Here is a 14,282-nt window from a genome sequence, read left to right on the forward strand (position 1 = left end):
TTTCATGGGGCGCGATACGTCGAAGAAGAGCCAAAGTGACCGCAAGATTCGGGAAGCACGGGCGTCTGAGAACGCTCGCATAGCGGAAGCGCATGAGCGCCTAATCGAGCGGCTAGCTCGTCTGCCTCGGGATGAGCGAGTCGAGTACATCCGCCAACATAGCTATGACGGTCTTGAGTTTGGTCGCCTTCTCCATGAAGCCAATGCGCGGGCTGAGGACAACCGCCTTCAAGAGACGACTCAAGAGCAAGCGAATCTAAGCATGGCTCGGTTGCTCCGGGGGCAACGGTTGGAGCGAGAGTGGCGCGAGGAGCAAGACCGTGCTCCCCAAGCAGATGACTCCAATCCAGAAGCGAACCTCGATGCGCTCATGCGAAAGGCACAAGAGTTTGAGGCGGCCTACGCTCCGATCTATCACGATGATGCTCTACCGGAGGCCGACTACTTTCCTCACGACGATCAAGACGTTCCCCAGTACCACCATGAGCCCCAACTAGAAGCCTACGGTTCGCAAGCCGTTGATCCGCTAGACATCGAGCGGGCGGACGTTGAGCGGCGTGCTGTTGAGCAGGCAGAACGAGAAGCTTGGACGGTGCGCTTCGCTGTGAAGCAAGAGGCAGAACGTGCGGCTCGCGAGGCTCGAACGGCTGCTCGTCGTGCTGAACAAGATGCTAAGCGCGGTGTCATGAAGCAGGCTCGGCAACGGCTTGCTCAAGTTTTGACGGATGCTCTCGAACGGGCGGGTGAAGTCGATGCAAGGTTGTTGACGGAAGCACTGCCTTCAGCTGTGGATAAGTTGCAGCACACCGAACCAGCGCTCTGACGTGTCGATGGGGTCTACGGGCCAATCGCTCGCGCCAACGGAAACAGCCCCCGATTCACTTCGGGGGCTGTTCGCAGTAAATGAGGTCAGTACTTGGTGCCGTTGGCCTCGTTGTAGGCGGCGATGACAGCCTTGGGGACAGCGCCTCGGTCAGACTTCACGAGGCTGCTGATCTTCTCGGGCTGCTGCTTCGCCCATGCGCGGATCTCCTTAGCGGGAACGGCCTCGCGCTTCAAGGTGGAGGAGGGGTTGTTGCCGCTGACAGCCACCTTGATGAATGGGTCCAAGGCGTTGTAGAACTTCTCTCGGTTGTCTGCTCCGAGGTCAACCGAGTAGTTGTGCTTGCCGACTGAGAACGTGATCGTCTCAACGTCGTCGGTGATTGAGTCGTCAAGGTCGTCAATGAGGACGGTACGGGTAGCCATGAGCAGACTTTAACATCAAGCAATCCTCGTGGGCAGCACCAACACAAAAACCCCCGCAGGGTCTCGAGTGTTCCTACGAGGGTTGTTGTATGAACGGGAGTCGCAACCTCGCCGGACTCCGACTCCCGTTCATACGCTATTTCTAACGCGTGATTGAGAAAAGCTACGCGTTATTTCAGGGAGGTGAGTGATCGAGGCCGCCACCACGCATTGAACGAACCACTCACAGTCCTTTATCGCCGTGGGGCGTCAGAGGATCGATTCTGCGCGTCTAGCTCTGACCGGTTGCGGAATCATGCGTTCCCCATCAGGACGGCTCAGATCGTCGTCCACAGCCGTGCCTTCGCTGCTGACACCAACTGTCAACCACCAGTGTCTCCGCCAGTCAACCGAGAAAGGGCACGATCCAAAGACCGCACCCCTCCCAATTGTTGAAGCCCCTCAGTTGATCCGTTCAGCAACGACTTGCGAAGAAGTCTGATCGTTGTAGACGGTCCTCGTGTTATCGAGGAAACCTTGCCAAGTAGTCTCAAAGGTCAGCTTCGGGAAGCGCTCGGAGGCTGGCAGGATCTCGAAGTAGGGTATCGCGGGGATGTTCCTGTAGTAGCCAGCGCAATATGCGGCACTCTGGCCCTGCGGCCCTACGCACTGCTCGTAGCCGAAGTCCATCGAAGCCTTAAGAGAGGCCGTTGCGCTTGTGTGGGTCATCATCGTCTGACCAGGTTGCACGTAGTAAACAGGGTGAGGGTAGGTCGGGGTATCGCGGGTGACCGTTACCTTCACGCGATCACCCGCGGCTGACGCCGGGAAGCTTGGGTTGGCCTCGTTCTTCAGGACAGGACGTAGGAGCCCATCGTTCTCGCAGATGCCACCGTTGTATGAGCCGTCCGGGTTTTCGCATGACGGGTTGTAGGAGGTGGCCGCGGCCTTCACCACTGTTGGTGACGCCGCCTCCGCTGAGCCGGATGTGGTGACACCGACAATTGGTGCCACCGCCAGCACGAGTGCCGCGGCAGCGAATCCTTTCCATAGCTTCATGATGTTTCTCCTAGATGAGGTCGATTGCAGAGTTCTCTAACGTGCTCCGCTAGAAACTTGAGCCTCGCTTAGGAGCTTCGCAAAGCGGTCCCGCCCCGCGCCCGCCTCTAGGTAGGTGACGGCAGCTGAGTAGATGGCGGCTCGTTCAGGCTTCCTCGCGACGAGCTTGTTCAGCCGATCGACCGACTCGCCGACGACTCCGAGAAGCCTGTTACAAGAACCACACAGCACGCCGCGAACGCACTTGCCGCAACTGCCTTTGCGATCACAGCAAGCATGGTCATGGTCAATGTCTGTACCAGCCTTGGCCTTGCAGATGTAGCACTGACCATCGAAGAGTGAAACCAACACTTCTTGCTGAGAGGCGCTGATCGAGTAGGTCATCATGCGAAAGTGGTGGGCCGAACAGAAGCGTTCACTTGGATAGCTGACCCACTTCTCACAATTCATCAAGCTACAGATGCGTGATCGCTCTTCCTCCGAAAGGAACTCACCCCTCCTTCGAGCTTGCTTGTAATGGTTCAGACAGAAGCCTCGGCTGTAGAGGCTGTTGTCGCATTCGGGCAGTGAGCATCGGCGTTCGTGAGTCATGGTGGTCTCCTGAGTGTGGGTGATGGGTCATATATCGACACGCAGGACGGAGCACCGTGGAAAGGTCTATACGCGACCCTTCCCATGGCGATACGCAAAGAAAAAAAGAAAAGGACCACCTGCGTGGCCCAGCGAGCACTGCTCGCCGTTCTTAGGAACGGAGGGTCTGGGGCGGACTTCCTCGTCGCCCCAGATAGATCAGGTAGTCAGTAGGCAAACATCTTTGTTGTCTACGACCATCGGTTGCACATCGTCATGGTTTGGACGAAGGGTGTAGCCGTAAACGGTGAGTTACGGAAGCTGCCCGCAGTTGTTCGAACTGCCGGAAGGTGTCACACGCTGCTGACGACCGAGGCGAGGACGTGTCACACGTCTTTCAGGTGATCGGTTCAGGGACGTGTCACACGTCTTCGGGTTGCGGGGTCTGTGGGAACGTGTCACACGTTGTTGAGGTGCGGGGTCTGGGAGTGTGTCGCACATTGCTGCTGTGGAGGGGGACTTGGTGTCACACGTTGGGTGATCAGGAGTCTTCGACGGTTTCTAGAATCCCTTGGCACAGACAGTGGGAGTCGCAGTGACGGTATCGAACGTTGGGAGGTTTTGGAGAGGTACGGTTTCTGAAGCTGACGGCAGGATTCCCAAGATTACCGCGGGGTCTGCATTCGCGTGGCGTAGGGATTGTATAGGCATGGTCTAAGCCACCGCGTATCGCATTCATGAACGCTACCTCTGTCCCATAGAACCGCGAGGATTCTTACGCTACGACCAGCGCACCGCTCAGAAATCACGAAAGAGGCCGGTAACCAACTATGCGGTTACCGGCCTCCTAGGGTGCTCGATCAATAGATGAGGTGTTAGGCGCTGTCCTCATCGGGTGTGGCGTCCCAGTACTTGTTCACCAGGGTGGTGTTCGGGGTTGCATCGGCTTTCAGGTCACCATTCTTCTTGGCATCATCAGCCATGCGCTTGCGCCAGTCTCCGGTGTCAATCGGCTCCTTGCGGGCCTCCTCACTCTTGAGGAAGGCGGCGAAATCTGCGTTCAAGTTCTCCATGGTGGCCTCCTCAGCGGATTCGTCTCAGGTCGGCAGCAAGCTCAATGTTGCCTTCGGCTTCCGCCTGGTCAGCACGGCGATCGATGTCCGCTTTGAGGTCTTGAGCGAGCTTACGAGCATATGCAGTGAGGGTCAGGTGCTCGTGTTCATTGTCGGTAGGCGGCTCGGTGCTCACAATCTCAGCGGTCGGCTCATCGAATAGCTCTTCGGTGCTGGGCAGGTCGGGGAATGGCGTAGTCATGGTGTCTCCTTCGTGGATGGCTTGAGCGGTCTATCGAGGCCTGTTCCCCGATGTCTTCTCAAAGCCGCGTTAGAGACGTCTCTAACGAGTTCATCGAGTGAGTGAACTCAATTTGGAGAAGGCTATGGAAATTGGAAACGGGAAAGGCGGCTGGATGCCCGCCAGCGACTACCCCTTCAACCGAGAGGAATGGTTGAACATCTTTGGCAACTGCCAGGACTGCGCCGACGGCCGATGCTCGCGCGTACACGAGTTCGGCTATGAAGATGTGCAGAGGGCTACCGGTTGGTCCGTGATTCGGCAAGCGATGTTCCTAGGCGTTCATCCGTCAGAGCTAGCAGCCAAGGGAAGACCGGAGAGCCAGGGAGGAAGCAAGCCGCGGTTCAAGGACAGGTTCGCGGCCCTGAAGAAGGGATACGAGGCCCGTGATCAGTTCACGACCTACGGGGGTAGCAAGAGGACTCACTTCGGGGTCACCAAAAGACTTGAGGAAGCTGGTTATCAGATGCCCTCAGAGTTCTCAGGCAACTCCACCCAACTCGCACAAAAGATCGGGATCGACCACGCGGACCTGGCTCGCATGTGGACGGGTGATGAGCAGGAGCTACGGCAGTTGGGGCTTATTAAGATCACTCACCCAGACAGGAAGTGAGCAAAGCAGAAAGCCTCCCCAGCAACTTATGTCGTATTGCTGGGGAGGCTTTCCTCATCCACGAGTAACTATCGGAAAGGGCGGTCCAACTGGACCGCCCTTCATAGTCGGTGAGGCGAAACGCTAGGACGTGATCTGCGCTTCTCGGCTGCTTGGCCACATGTCGTATCGATCCCCTCAGGAAGCTTCGGGAGACTGCGAGCCAGCGCCCTCTACGTGGCCTTGGCCCGAAGTGCCAGGGTCGATGGCCGTAGCTTCGAAAGACTGCGTTCGCCTGGCCGTGTCGAACGGCCACACGGCATCACGAACCTTCCTGATGTACTCGCTTTCGAACCCCGCCCCTCCGTCACGGGCGCGCTGGTACTCCTCATGAATGAAGGACCTAACCTCTTCAGGCAGATCGATGTGACGCCGCTGGACCGTTTCGATGTCGTCCACCGGCAGGTCCCCATACTCGTGGACGATCGTCCCGTCCTTGGGGGTATACGCCACGCTTGAGTTACCACGAGCGGCGAACTCAAATCCGTTCTCGGATCGCAGCGTCACGGGGGTGCCGTGAGCGTCCATCTCGTCTGCATAGAGGTGCACTACGTCCGCCTCCTCGAGGAGCGCCAGCGCTTCTTGGCTCTGGTAGATGCAGTACACGAAGACCATGAAGCTCTCCATGAGTTCGAGCTGGCGCAGCGGCACCCATGCCGCGTTGTCGTAAAGCAGATTCGTGATGAGCATGACCTCGCGGAACGGTGACACCCGAAGAGCTTCCCGAAGCCGGGGAGTAAAGAACTCCGCGGTCGAGTACGTCTCGCCAATGGACTCTCCGCTTGAGAAGTGGTCACCAATGAGCAGGTCGATGTGACCCACCGAGTGGGCATAGCCCTGGAAGGCGTCGTTCTTCCTCTCGATGTGCTCAGCGAGGGCGTCCGCGTGATCCCGCAGTGAGCCGGTCTCGCTGATGATGACCTTGAGGTCCTCGTGTACGACTGTCCCGTCCGGATCTTCGATGCGGACAGTCGCTACGTTGATGCCCTTCACGTCGTCCTTGTGGACGGGCCGCTCGCCGTCGATGAGGCGCTGCATGTAGTCCGGCAGCTTGACGAGACGGGCACTCGAACCATCTTTGAACAGTTCCGTAATCTCGACGCCGAACGTGTAGCCGTTGCGGGTCATCTTGAAGTCCGGTGAGTCGGCGTGCTCGACTCCGAACTCCCCTTCGCCGTCGTAGACGAGATCGAGAATGTAGCGTTCCCACTTCAGGCTGTCGTCGTTCTGCACGGGCTCATCCTCGCAGAGGGATGACACGCGAAGGAGGTTGGTTCAGTCGCTCACGTCGTAGACGATGGGTGTCCCGCCGACCACGATCACCCGCTTCACTTCCTTGCCCTCGCGCTTGCTCTCGGCCAGAGTCTCAAGAAACTTCTCGTGGTTTGCGGGCGAGACCAAGGAGCGCCAGTCCTCAGAGTTCTCCCACTGTTCGCGGTTCATGGTTGCCATAGTCTTACTCCTTCTCGGTCAGGGTGAACCAGAGACCACGGGTGAAGTCTTTGGTCTCCGTCCACAGGTGGTTCAGTTGCTCGCCGGTTCGTTCGCCGGTTTGGTAAGCGGGGGAAGTGGTAACGCCACCGTCCTCAGTGGTTTCGCCGGTGGGTTCTTCGTGGTCACGGCTCGACTGCTGGTCTTCGCTCAGTGGTTGCGGCTCGATGGTCACGTTGACCACGGGTGTGGGTGGTTCACGCAAGAAAGGCGTAGAAACCACGAAGATTCCGAACAGACCAAGGATCGACAGCGAACCAATGGTTACGAACCGCTTGAGGATGGTCATGGGCTGGAACCATAACCGGTTCCTCAAAGGCTTGCGACGAGACCACCGGTAGACGCCTTGTGGTCACCGACTCTGCCTGAACGCTGAACCACCCATTGCTGAACCGCGCCATGGGTGGTTTCCGCTGGCGGTGATGCGGCGGGGTCGCTCTCACTAAGAACTCCCGTCCACTGAAGTAGACGGGAGTTCCCTGAGGTGAAGCGGCACTTACTCCAAGTTTCCCCCGAAGCGGTGGGTTCCTCCGTACTCGTAGAAGACGTCGCCGTCCAAGTCATAGACCTGAATCTGAGGAGCAATCTCCCATGCTGGCCATTCGCCGTTGATCCCGACGCCCTGCAGGTTGACCCAGTGGCCGCTCGCAGGAGGCTCGTCCCATGCCCGAGATTCGAACTCGGGGTCCAGATCGTGCACTACCTCACGGCCTATGCGCTCCATGAGCTGAGCGTTGGAGGAACCGTTATCCCAGCTCTCTCCAGCCAAAGTTCCCCCTTCTTGAACAAATCGGGCGACGATGGTCTCGGCGACCTTCTGAGCCTCCCCTGCATATGCAGCCTTCCGAGTCTCCTTGACAATCCCGCCGTAAGCCGGAATACCTATGGCTACCAGAATGCCGATGATCGCGACCACGATCACTAATTGAATGAGAGTGAAGCCTTCTTGCTTACTCTCGGCCTCTTCTTGCTGGCCTATTTTCATGCTGTTCTCCTTGATTGAGCTCTTGGCGTAGTTCCACGCTTACAAGGAGTTCTCTAACGAGTGATTGAGATTAGTGCGTCGGTCAGCTGGCGGGCATATATGCAGCCATGAAGGCTTTGGAGAACATGGTCTCGGTCCGAGGGAAGCGAGATCCGAGACGGGCTGAAGTAGTGAAGCCGCTCCTAGTAGTGAGGGTCACTTCTGTGAGTCCATCTATGTCCTCGAATTGAGCTTCCTGAACACCCTTGAAAGTGCGAAGCCCGTTGGTAAGTCCTGCATCAGTCACACGCCAAACGCTGTACTTCCGTTCTTGGTCCAAGACGAAGAGGGCATCGGCTCCAACGGCGGGTTGAATGTCAGGCGAGTTACGGACAGCTTCACTCAGTGCATCCAAGGCGGGCTGTGCGTCGATGTAGTCGTTGACCGGCTGAGCGGCGTTCTTGCTTACTTCCATTGACGTAGAGAACAGGTTGAAGACCATGATCGTGAGTGCTCCGAAAAGCCCCATGGTCACTACCATCTCCAGAAGAGTGAACCCCGCCTCGGTGTCGGTATTGATGTCGCTGTTACTCATGGTTCCTCCGGGGATCGCTCGTCGTGTCAAAGAGTTCTCTAACGCGTTCACGAAAAACCCCCGCCCTCCTTCGGGCGGGGGTTCTCTACGGCGGTGTCAGTTGCAGAACGGGTCGGTGCCGTAGGTATGGAGGTCTTCGCCGTCCTCGACTGCCACGCAGAAAACGATCTGCCCTGAGTCATCGGTCAACGGTAAGACGCTATAGGCACGGCCCGCTGAGTCGGTCTCGTCGAAGGGCTGCATGGCGTCGAGGACGGCCATTGTGTAGGCGGCTCGCTCACCCACGGTTGCCTTCTCGAAGTTGCTGGGCGCATCGATTGATTGAGCAACCGGTAGAGCTTCTTCGATGAGACGGATACTCGTCTGCTCTATAGGGTCGGCGCTCTCCTGAGTCGTGAGCGAAGTCGTAAAGAGAACTGCGAGCGGCGCGAGGATGCCGAGGGTGAGCACTGCTACGGCCATGTTCTTGACCGTGTAGCTCTTTCGGGCGGCTGCGCTGGCGCTTGCTTTGAGGGTGGCGAGGTTCATGATGGAGACTCCTAGTTCGACGTGTGATTGTGTCCACAGGTCTCTCTAACGCGGCTTGAGGAAACCCTCGCAAGGTTCAGCACATGCAACTGGCCCCTCACCTGCTCAAGCTGTCAGGTGAGGGGCCAGTGACCCGAAGGTTGGACACAACGTGACAAAGGAGTTCACACTGTCGGAATAGTCGTTCCGAGGGCTATATCGCTACGGCAAGCCTTCCTCGGCTTCGACGGATCGTGCCCACCGAGCTTCAAGCCACTTCTCGTAGGCTTCCCGGTCTTCGCGAGGTGGCGGTGTGTCGCCCTCTTTCTTCGCCCACTCTTGGACGAGGAAGCCCATCAGGGGCTCATCGTGAGCCTCTTCGGCAGTTCGGTTGTTGAAGATCGGGTGAGGATCTTTCCATTCGAACTCGACCCGTTTGACCATGGCGGCGTGGCCGCGTCTACCTTGCTCACCCGGCCCGATGACGATTCGCTCAAGCTCATCTCTCAGGGCGACGCGCCGCCGTTCAATCGGCTCGTTGTGGAAGTTCATGAGCAGTTGGATGGCTTCTACTGGATGCTTGATCAAACGTTCGGTCGGCATCTGTCGGGCGTAGTGCTGGGTCCGTTGTTTGACCAGCTCGACTTCTTCGATGCGGAATTCTTCAACGGTTGGGAAGACGATGCTGCCCGAGAGGGCTCCCGCTTTGTACGCAGCCATAAGTTCCTCCCTTTTGGCGGCGATCACGCTTAGTCGTTCTTCGCCGGGCCATGGGATGAGCTGCTTCTTGGCTTCTTCCTCGCCGTAGTAGGCACGCTCCATGGCGTACCGGAAGACAACCCTCTGAACGTACTCTTCAAGCGCCGGTGCGCTGATTCCAAGATGAGACTTTCGGCCGTCAGTGCAGACGTAGAAGGGGTTGGCTCGCCCTGAACCTGAGTTGCCGTAAAGGTTACGACCGCATTTCCCGCAGACGAGAATGCCGGACAGGACGCCCTTGGTGCTTCGTTTGTAAGGCTTCACATAGTTTGTGTTGATCTTCTCAAGTGCAGCCTCACGATCCTCAAGGCTATAGATGGGCTCCCACTCACCCTTGACGTACTCGCCGTCGACAACAACGGGTTCACCGTAGCGCGCGCGGATGCCTACGTTCTTCCATCGGAAGACGATCTCTTTGACATCAGAGTGCGACCACTCGGTCCGCTGTACTCGCTCACCTTTAGCGAGACCCTTCTTCCAGACTGGTGTTCCCTTGACCCCTCGCTTCTCCCAGAGCCTTCCTACCTCTCGAAGGCCCGCTCCACCTTTGATGAGGTCTACGGCTTCCTTGATGAGAGCGGCTTCGTCGGGGTGATGAGTTATCCCGTCCTCTTGGAAGCCGAAACTTCTCCACGGCGAGCGTCGGAGCATGCCTTTCCGAGCACGAGCGAGGTGCGAGGATTTGGCTCGATCAGAGATTCGATGGGACTCACCAGCGTCAATGACTGCTTTGAAACGAGCCATCATGAGGCCGTCGGCAGTAGTCAGATCATCGTCACCACTGCCCACGGTGAGGACTCGAACTCCGTAGGGCGGCTGTGCGAGCTTCACGAAGTCGTCCAGCTCTTCTAGCCTGCGAGTCAATCGGGAAGCCGTGTAGGCAAGGACGAAGCGGAAGTTGCCAGCTCTGGCATCGGCAAGCATCCGGTTGTAGTCGTCACGGACCTTGGTGGAGGGGGTCTTCTCTGACGCGCCTTTGTCGTTGTCGGTGTAGACCTCGACTACTTGTAAACCTTTGGAAGCCGCCAGTTCTCGACACTGACGTTCTTGATCCTCTACGCCGATGCCTTCTCGACCAGGATCGCTACTGATTCGTGTGTAGATTGCCGCCGTCGTCAACCGTCATCCCCGAACTCGACGCATCGAAGCGCCGTCGTTTGGAAACATACAACACTAATGGCTCATCCAGTTCAGCGGCTTGTACGAACCGCCGTCGGAGTGCACCAGCAGACTGCCGTCGTTCTTGTGGACGAGCAGACGGGTGGCGAGGGGCAGATGCGCGTTGAGACGGCCGGTGTAATCGACGGAGCAACGGGCGATGACGAGACGCACCCGACGAGCCTAATCGCGCCGCGCGGGCTCGGCGGTGCGGGCGGCTTCGACCGCGAGCGGTTTGGCCGCGCCCGAGAAGAGACCGGATGCCACGATCAACCCGACCACGATGAGCAGGGTGTTCAGCAGGCCGATGTGGTCGCCGATCCACCCGAGGATCGGCGGGCCGCAGAGGAAGGCGACGTAGCCGATGGTCGCCGCGGCCGCGACGCGCGAGGCCGCCTTGGCCGGGTCGTCGGCGGCCGCCGACATGCCGATGGGGAAGCCGAGCGACGCGCCGAGGCCCCACAGCGCGGCGCCGACGAACACCAGCGGACCGAACGGCGCGAGGATGAACAGCAGCAGGCCCGCCGCTGCGGTGCCGGCCAGCACGCGCAGCACGAGCACGCGGCCCAGTCGATCGACCACCGGTCCGCCGGCGATGCGTCCGAGGGTCATCGCGACCGAGAACACGGCCAGCACCGCGGGACCGGCTTCTTCGGGCGCGCCGTGACCGTAGACGACGGCAGAGGGGAGCCAGTCGTTCGCGCTGCCCTCGGCGAAGGCCATGCCGAGCATGATCACGCCCAGGGTGTAGGTGCGGGGCTCGCGCCAGGCCTGCAGCGAGACGGCGAGCCGCTCGCGCCAGTGCCGGCGCTCCTCGTCGGCCGGGGCGTCGAGGCCGGCCTCGGTCCGTGGCACGTTGGCCACGGCGACGAACGCGACGACGAGGATGACGACGCCCATCGCGACGCAGTGCGCCACGACCGGGATGCGCAGGCTCACCGCGACGAAGCCCAGACCCGCGCCGATGACGGTGCCGAAGCTGAAGAAGGCGTGCAGCAGCGGCATGATCGTGCGCCCCGTGGCCTTCTCGAGCGCGGCGCCCTCGACGTTCATCATCACGTCGACCGCGCCGTTGCCGAAGCCGAACAGCGCCAGCCCCACCAGGGCGACGCCGAAGACCTGCACGGTGTCGGCGCCGAATCCGATGATCGCCAGGCCCACGCCCACCAGTACGAGCGCGACGAGCATGCCGGATCGCGCGCCGATGCGCGCCATGACGGCCGGTGCCACCGACAGACCGATGATGGATGCCACGCCCATGCCGAGCAGCAGCAGGCCCACCCCGGAGTTCTCGATGCCGAGCGACTCGCGGATCTGCGGCACCCGTGACGCCCAGGTCGAGATGCTGAGCCCGCTCGCGAGGAAGATGGCGCAGATCGCGACGTGCCAGCGCACGAGCTGGGAGCGGGTCAGCGTGGAGTGCATGAGCACACTGTAGCGAAACGATTCGACGCGGATCGAATCGATTCGGAATGCGCGGCGGCGCGGGTTACGATCACCCGGTGAGCACCCGCCGCGCGACCATCAGCGACGTCGCCCGAGAAGCGGGCGTCTCGCCCTCGACCGCCTCCGTGGTCTTCAGCGGCAAGACGCCCACCTCGGCCGACGTGCGCTCCCGCGTCCTGGCAGCCGCACAAGCGCTGGGCTACACCGGACCCGATCCGCGCGCGGCCTCGCTGCGCCGCGGACGCTCCGGCATCGTCGGCGTCGTGTTCGACCAGCATCTGGGCACCGCCTTCCTCGACCCGGTGACCACGCACATGATGGACGGTCTCGCCGACGGCGTCTCGCGTCTCGGCGCCGCCCTGCTGCTTCTGCGCGACGATGGCGTGACCGTCAGCGAACCCTCGCTGCACACCGCACCGATCGACGCCGCCGTTCTGATCGGCTGCAGCCCGCGCATGCGGGAATCGCTCGAGATCGTCCGGGGTCGCGGCATCCCCGTGGTCGTCGTCGAGGGCGACGCCGGAGAGGGGATCCCGCGGGTGCTTCTCGACAACGTCGAGGCGCAGCGGACGGCGGCGCGGCACGTCGCAGCCCTCGGCCACCGCGACGTCGTCCTGGTGACGCTGCCGATCGACACCTCCCGCCACCGCGGCTGGATCGCCGACGACGCCCTGATCCGGGTGGACGTCACGGCGGACCGTCTCGCGGGAGCGCGCGACGTCTTCCCCCACGCGCCCGCGATGGCCGCGGCCACGAGCTCGATCGATGAGGGCGCGATCGCCGGGCGGGCGATCTTCGCCGATCCCGCCCGTCGCCCCACGGCGGTCATCGCGCAGAGCGACCTGCTGGCGGCCGGGGTCATCCGGGCGGCCGAAGAGGCGGGGCTGCGCGTTCCGGAGGACGTCAGCGTGACCGGCTTCGACGGAGTGGTCGTTGACGGCTTGGCGCCCCATGTCCTGACGACGCTCGTGCAGCCCGCGACCGCCAAGGGGCGCGCGGCCGGCGAGGCCGTCGCGGCGATGCTCGAGGACGCCGCGCCGTCCGGGCTCGACCTGTCGTGCACCTTCCGCGAGGGCACCACGACGGCCGCCCCGCCTAGCACATGAGAATCCGCGGCGCAGGGACTCCCATGCGCCGCATAGAATAGGTTCCGACACCCCGAGAGCCCGAGCACCCGCTCGTCGACCCCGAGGAGGCCCGAACATGTTGCTGTTCCTGGGCGCCTTCGCGGCTCTTCCCCTGCTCCTCCCGTGGCTCGTCTCGCGGATCGGCGCTCGTGCCTTCTTCGTCGCCGCCGTCCTCCCGGCCCTGGCGTTCGTCCACGCCGTCCTGCTCGCTCCCGCCGTGTTCGCGGGCGACATTCCGTTCGAGGAATACCGCTGGATTCCCGCCATCGACGTCTCGCTCTCGATGCGCATGGACGTCCTCGGGTGGCTGCTGACCCTCGTCGTCACCGGGGTGGGAGCGCTCGTCATGCTCTACTGCCGCTGGTACTTCCGCGGCAAGACCCAGGGCGTCGGACAGTTCTCGGCGGTTCTGCTGGCCTTCGCCGGCGCGATGTACGGCCTCGTGCTGACCGACGACATCGTCGTGCTCGTCATGCTGTGGGAGGCGACGAGCGTCCTGTCGTACCTGCTCATCGGGTACTACCACGCCCGCGCGGCCAGTCGCCGAGCGGCGCTCCAGGCACTGCTGGTGACCACCCTCGGCGGTCTCGTCATGCTGATCGGCGTCGTGCTGATGGTCGTGCAGGCGGGGACCTCGAGCCTCGAGGCGATCCTCGCCGACCCGCCCACCGGCACGGTGGTCGACATCGCCGTCCTCCTTCTGCTGGTCGGGGCCCTCAGCAAGTCCGCGATCTTCCCCTTCCACTTCTGGCTCCCCGGCGCGATGGCCGCCCCCACCCCGGTGAGCGCGTACCTGCACGCCGCCGCCATGGTCAAGGCGGGCATCTACCTCATCGCCCGCCTTGCACCGGGTTTCGCCGAGACCCCGTTCTGGCGGCCGACGCTCATCGCCCTCGGCGTCTTCACCATGCTGCTGGGCGGGTTCCAGGCGCTGCGCGAGCGCGACCTCAAGCGCATCCTCGCCTTCGGCACCGTCAGCCAGCTGGGCTTCCTCACCGTCATGCTCGGGTACGGCACGCGCGACGCGGCGCTGGCCGGCGTCGCCCTGCTGCTGAGTCACGCCCTCTTCAAGTCGTGCCTGTTCCTGGTCGTCGGCGTGATCGACCGCCAGCTGAACACCCGCGACATCGGCCAGCTCTCGGGGCTGGGCCGTCAGGCGCCCGTCATGGCCACCGCCTCGTTCATCGCCATCGCCTCGATGGCCGGCGTCATCCCGACCCTCGGATTCGTCGCGAAAGAGACCGCGCTGACCGCGCTGCTGCACGAGGCGGAGCAGGGTGCGGCGTGGGGCATCGTGGCGCTCATCGGCATCGTGGTCGGCTCGGCGCTCACGGCGGGGTACGGCATCCGCTTCCTCTGGGGGGCGTATTGGAC

Annotated in this window: 17 protein-coding genes and 1 pseudogene; 4 read left to right on the plus strand and 14 right to left on the minus strand. The window is 61.5% G+C overall.

Features of this window, described 5'->3' with window-relative positions; genetic code table 11:
• The first annotated feature begins 4 nt into the window (after window positions 1-4).
• Window positions 5-823 (plus strand): hypothetical protein, encoded by an 819-nt coding sequence (locus tag DBR36_RS17230; protein WP_146185206.1) that lies wholly within the window; start codon window positions 5-7, stop codon window positions 821-823.
• Window positions 824-909: 86 nt separating this feature from the next.
• Here DBR36_RS17230 and DBR36_RS03490 read toward each other — a convergent pair whose 3' ends face one another.
• The 5 genes from DBR36_RS03490 to DBR36_RS17240 all read right to left on the minus strand — a co-directional run bounded on the left by DBR36_RS03490 (window position 910) and on the right by DBR36_RS17240 (window position 4,170).
• Window positions 910-1,248: a histone-like nucleoid-structuring protein Lsr2 gene (locus DBR36_RS03490; protein ID WP_108317587.1), complete on the minus strand. Its 339-nt coding sequence runs from the start codon at window positions 1,246-1,248 to the stop codon at window positions 910-912.
• 441 nt (window positions 1,249-1,689) lie between these two features.
• Window positions 1,690-2,286, minus strand: coding sequence for a hypothetical protein (locus tag DBR36_RS17235; protein WP_146185207.1), 597 nt, complete (start codon window positions 2,284-2,286; stop codon window positions 1,690-1,692).
• Between the two features lie 36 nt (window positions 2,287-2,322).
• On the minus strand, window positions 2,323-2,877 hold the full coding sequence (locus DBR36_RS03500; RefSeq protein ID WP_219927609.1) for an endonuclease domain-containing protein: 555 nt from the start codon (window positions 2,875-2,877) through the stop codon (window positions 2,323-2,325).
• Window positions 2,878-3,731: 854 nt separating this feature from the next.
• Window positions 3,732-3,929: a hypothetical protein gene (locus DBR36_RS03505; protein WP_108317590.1), complete on the minus strand. Its 198-nt coding sequence runs from the start codon at window positions 3,927-3,929 to the stop codon at window positions 3,732-3,734.
• 10 nt (window positions 3,930-3,939) lie between these two features.
• A complete protein-coding gene (locus DBR36_RS17240) occupies window positions 3,940-4,170 on the minus strand; it encodes a hypothetical protein (RefSeq protein ID WP_146185208.1) in 231 nt (76 codons plus the stop codon).
• A 97-nt stretch (window positions 4,171-4,267) separates the two neighbouring features.
• Between DBR36_RS17240 and DBR36_RS03515 the strand changes: the two genes are divergently transcribed.
• Complete coding sequence (locus DBR36_RS03515) at window positions 4,268-4,822, plus strand: hypothetical protein (RefSeq protein WP_146185209.1); 555 nt, start codon at window positions 4,268-4,270, stop codon at window positions 4,820-4,822.
• A gap of 177 nt (window positions 4,823-4,999) precedes the next feature.
• Here DBR36_RS03515 and DBR36_RS03520 read toward each other — a convergent pair whose 3' ends face one another.
• The 9 genes and pseudogenes from DBR36_RS03520 to DBR36_RS03555 form a co-directional block, all read right to left on the minus strand.
• Entirely contained in the window at window positions 5,000-6,094 is a 1,095-nt protein-coding gene (locus tag DBR36_RS03520) for a hypothetical protein (RefSeq protein ID WP_108317593.1), read from the minus strand.
• A gap of 42 nt (window positions 6,095-6,136) precedes the next feature.
• A complete protein-coding gene (locus DBR36_RS17530) occupies window positions 6,137-6,313 on the minus strand; it encodes a hypothetical protein (protein WP_181373463.1) in 177 nt (58 codons plus the stop codon).
• Window positions 6,314-6,317: 4 nt separating this feature from the next.
• Window positions 6,318-6,641 (minus strand): hypothetical protein, encoded by a 324-nt coding sequence (locus DBR36_RS03525; RefSeq protein ID WP_108317594.1) that lies wholly within the window; start codon window positions 6,639-6,641, stop codon window positions 6,318-6,320.
• A gap of 207 nt (window positions 6,642-6,848) precedes the next feature.
• Entirely contained in the window at window positions 6,849-7,337 is a 489-nt protein-coding gene (locus DBR36_RS18745) for a prepilin-type N-terminal cleavage/methylation domain-containing protein (protein WP_108317595.1), read from the minus strand.
• 82 nt (window positions 7,338-7,419) lie between these two features.
• Window positions 7,420-7,911 (minus strand): type II secretion system protein J, encoded by a 492-nt coding sequence (locus DBR36_RS03535; RefSeq protein ID WP_108317596.1) that lies wholly within the window; start codon window positions 7,909-7,911, stop codon window positions 7,420-7,422.
• A gap of 96 nt (window positions 7,912-8,007) precedes the next feature.
• Window positions 8,008-8,439, minus strand: coding sequence for a hypothetical protein (locus tag DBR36_RS03540; RefSeq protein WP_108317597.1), 432 nt, complete (start codon window positions 8,437-8,439; stop codon window positions 8,008-8,010).
• Window positions 8,440-8,640: 201 nt separating this feature from the next.
• Window positions 8,641-10,296: a recombinase family protein gene (locus DBR36_RS03545; RefSeq protein WP_108317598.1), complete on the minus strand. Its 1,656-nt coding sequence runs from the start codon at window positions 10,294-10,296 to the stop codon at window positions 8,641-8,643.
• A gap of 60 nt (window positions 10,297-10,356) precedes the next feature.
• Window positions 10,357-10,509 (minus strand): annotated as a pseudogene (locus DBR36_RS03550) (endonuclease); the annotation flags it as partial.
• A 9-nt stretch (window positions 10,510-10,518) separates the two neighbouring features.
• Window positions 10,519-11,760, minus strand: a complete 1,242-nt coding sequence (locus tag DBR36_RS03555; protein WP_108317601.1) for a sugar MFS transporter — start codon at window positions 11,758-11,760, stop codon at window positions 10,519-10,521.
• Window positions 11,761-11,837: 77 nt separating this feature from the next.
• On the opposite strand from DBR36_RS03555, the gene DBR36_RS03560 reads away from it, so the two are divergent.
• Both DBR36_RS03560 and DBR36_RS03565 read left to right on the plus strand, forming a co-directional pair.
• Window positions 11,838-12,887, plus strand: a complete 1,050-nt coding sequence (locus DBR36_RS03560; protein WP_108317602.1) for a LacI family DNA-binding transcriptional regulator — start codon at window positions 11,838-11,840, stop codon at window positions 12,885-12,887.
• 97 nt (window positions 12,888-12,984) lie between these two features.
• A partial coding sequence (locus DBR36_RS03565) for a proton-conducting transporter membrane subunit (protein WP_308810938.1) occupies window positions 12,985-14,282 on the plus strand: 1,298 nt, incomplete at its 3' end.

Origin of the sequence: Microbacterium sp. HMWF026, from assembly GCF_003061325.1 — a bacterium.
In the GTDB taxonomy this organism is placed as follows: domain Bacteria; phylum Actinomycetota; class Actinomycetes; order Actinomycetales; family Microbacteriaceae; genus Microbacterium; species Microbacterium testaceum_E.

What these genes read in the sequence shown, in the direction of transcription:
- DBR36_RS17230 (WP_146185206.1), top strand. Translation starts at nt 5, where the DNA reads ATGGGGCGCGATACGTCGAAGAAGAGCCAAAGTGACCGCAAGATTCGG.
- DBR36_RS03490 (WP_108317587.1), bottom strand. Translation starts at nt 1,248, where the DNA reads ATGGCTACCCGTACCGTCCTCATTGACGACCTTGACGACTCAATCACC.
- DBR36_RS17235 (WP_146185207.1), bottom strand. Translation starts at nt 2,286, where the DNA reads ATGAAGCTATGGAAAGGATTCGCTGCCGCGGCACTCGTGCTGGCGGTG.
- DBR36_RS03500 (WP_219927609.1), bottom strand. Translation starts at nt 2,877, where the DNA reads ATGACTCACGAACGCCGATGCTCACTGCCCGAATGCGACAACAGCCTC.
- DBR36_RS03505 (WP_108317590.1), bottom strand. Translation starts at nt 3,929, where the DNA reads ATGGAGAACTTGAACGCAGATTTCGCCGCCTTCCTCAAGAGTGAGGAG.
- DBR36_RS17240 (WP_146185208.1), bottom strand. Translation starts at nt 4,170, where the DNA reads ATGACTACGCCATTCCCCGACCTGCCCAGCACCGAAGAGCTATTCGAT.
- DBR36_RS17530 (WP_181373463.1), bottom strand. Translation starts at nt 6,313, where the DNA reads ATGGCAACCATGAACCGCGAACAGTGGGAGAACTCTGAGGACTGGCGC.
- DBR36_RS03525 (WP_108317594.1), bottom strand. Translation starts at nt 6,641, where the DNA reads ATGACCATCCTCAAGCGGTTCGTAACCATTGGTTCGCTGTCGATCCTT.
- DBR36_RS18745 (WP_108317595.1), bottom strand. Translation starts at nt 7,337, where the DNA reads ATGAAAATAGGCCAGCAAGAAGAGGCCGAGAGTAAGCAAGAAGGCTTC.
- DBR36_RS03535 (WP_108317596.1), bottom strand. Translation starts at nt 7,911, where the DNA reads ATGAGTAACAGCGACATCAATACCGACACCGAGGCGGGGTTCACTCTT.
- DBR36_RS03540 (WP_108317597.1), bottom strand. Translation starts at nt 8,439, where the DNA reads ATGAACCTCGCCACCCTCAAAGCAAGCGCCAGCGCAGCCGCCCGAAAG.
- DBR36_RS03555 (WP_108317601.1), bottom strand. Translation starts at nt 11,760, where the DNA reads ATGCACTCCACGCTGACCCGCTCCCAGCTCGTGCGCTGGCACGTCGCG.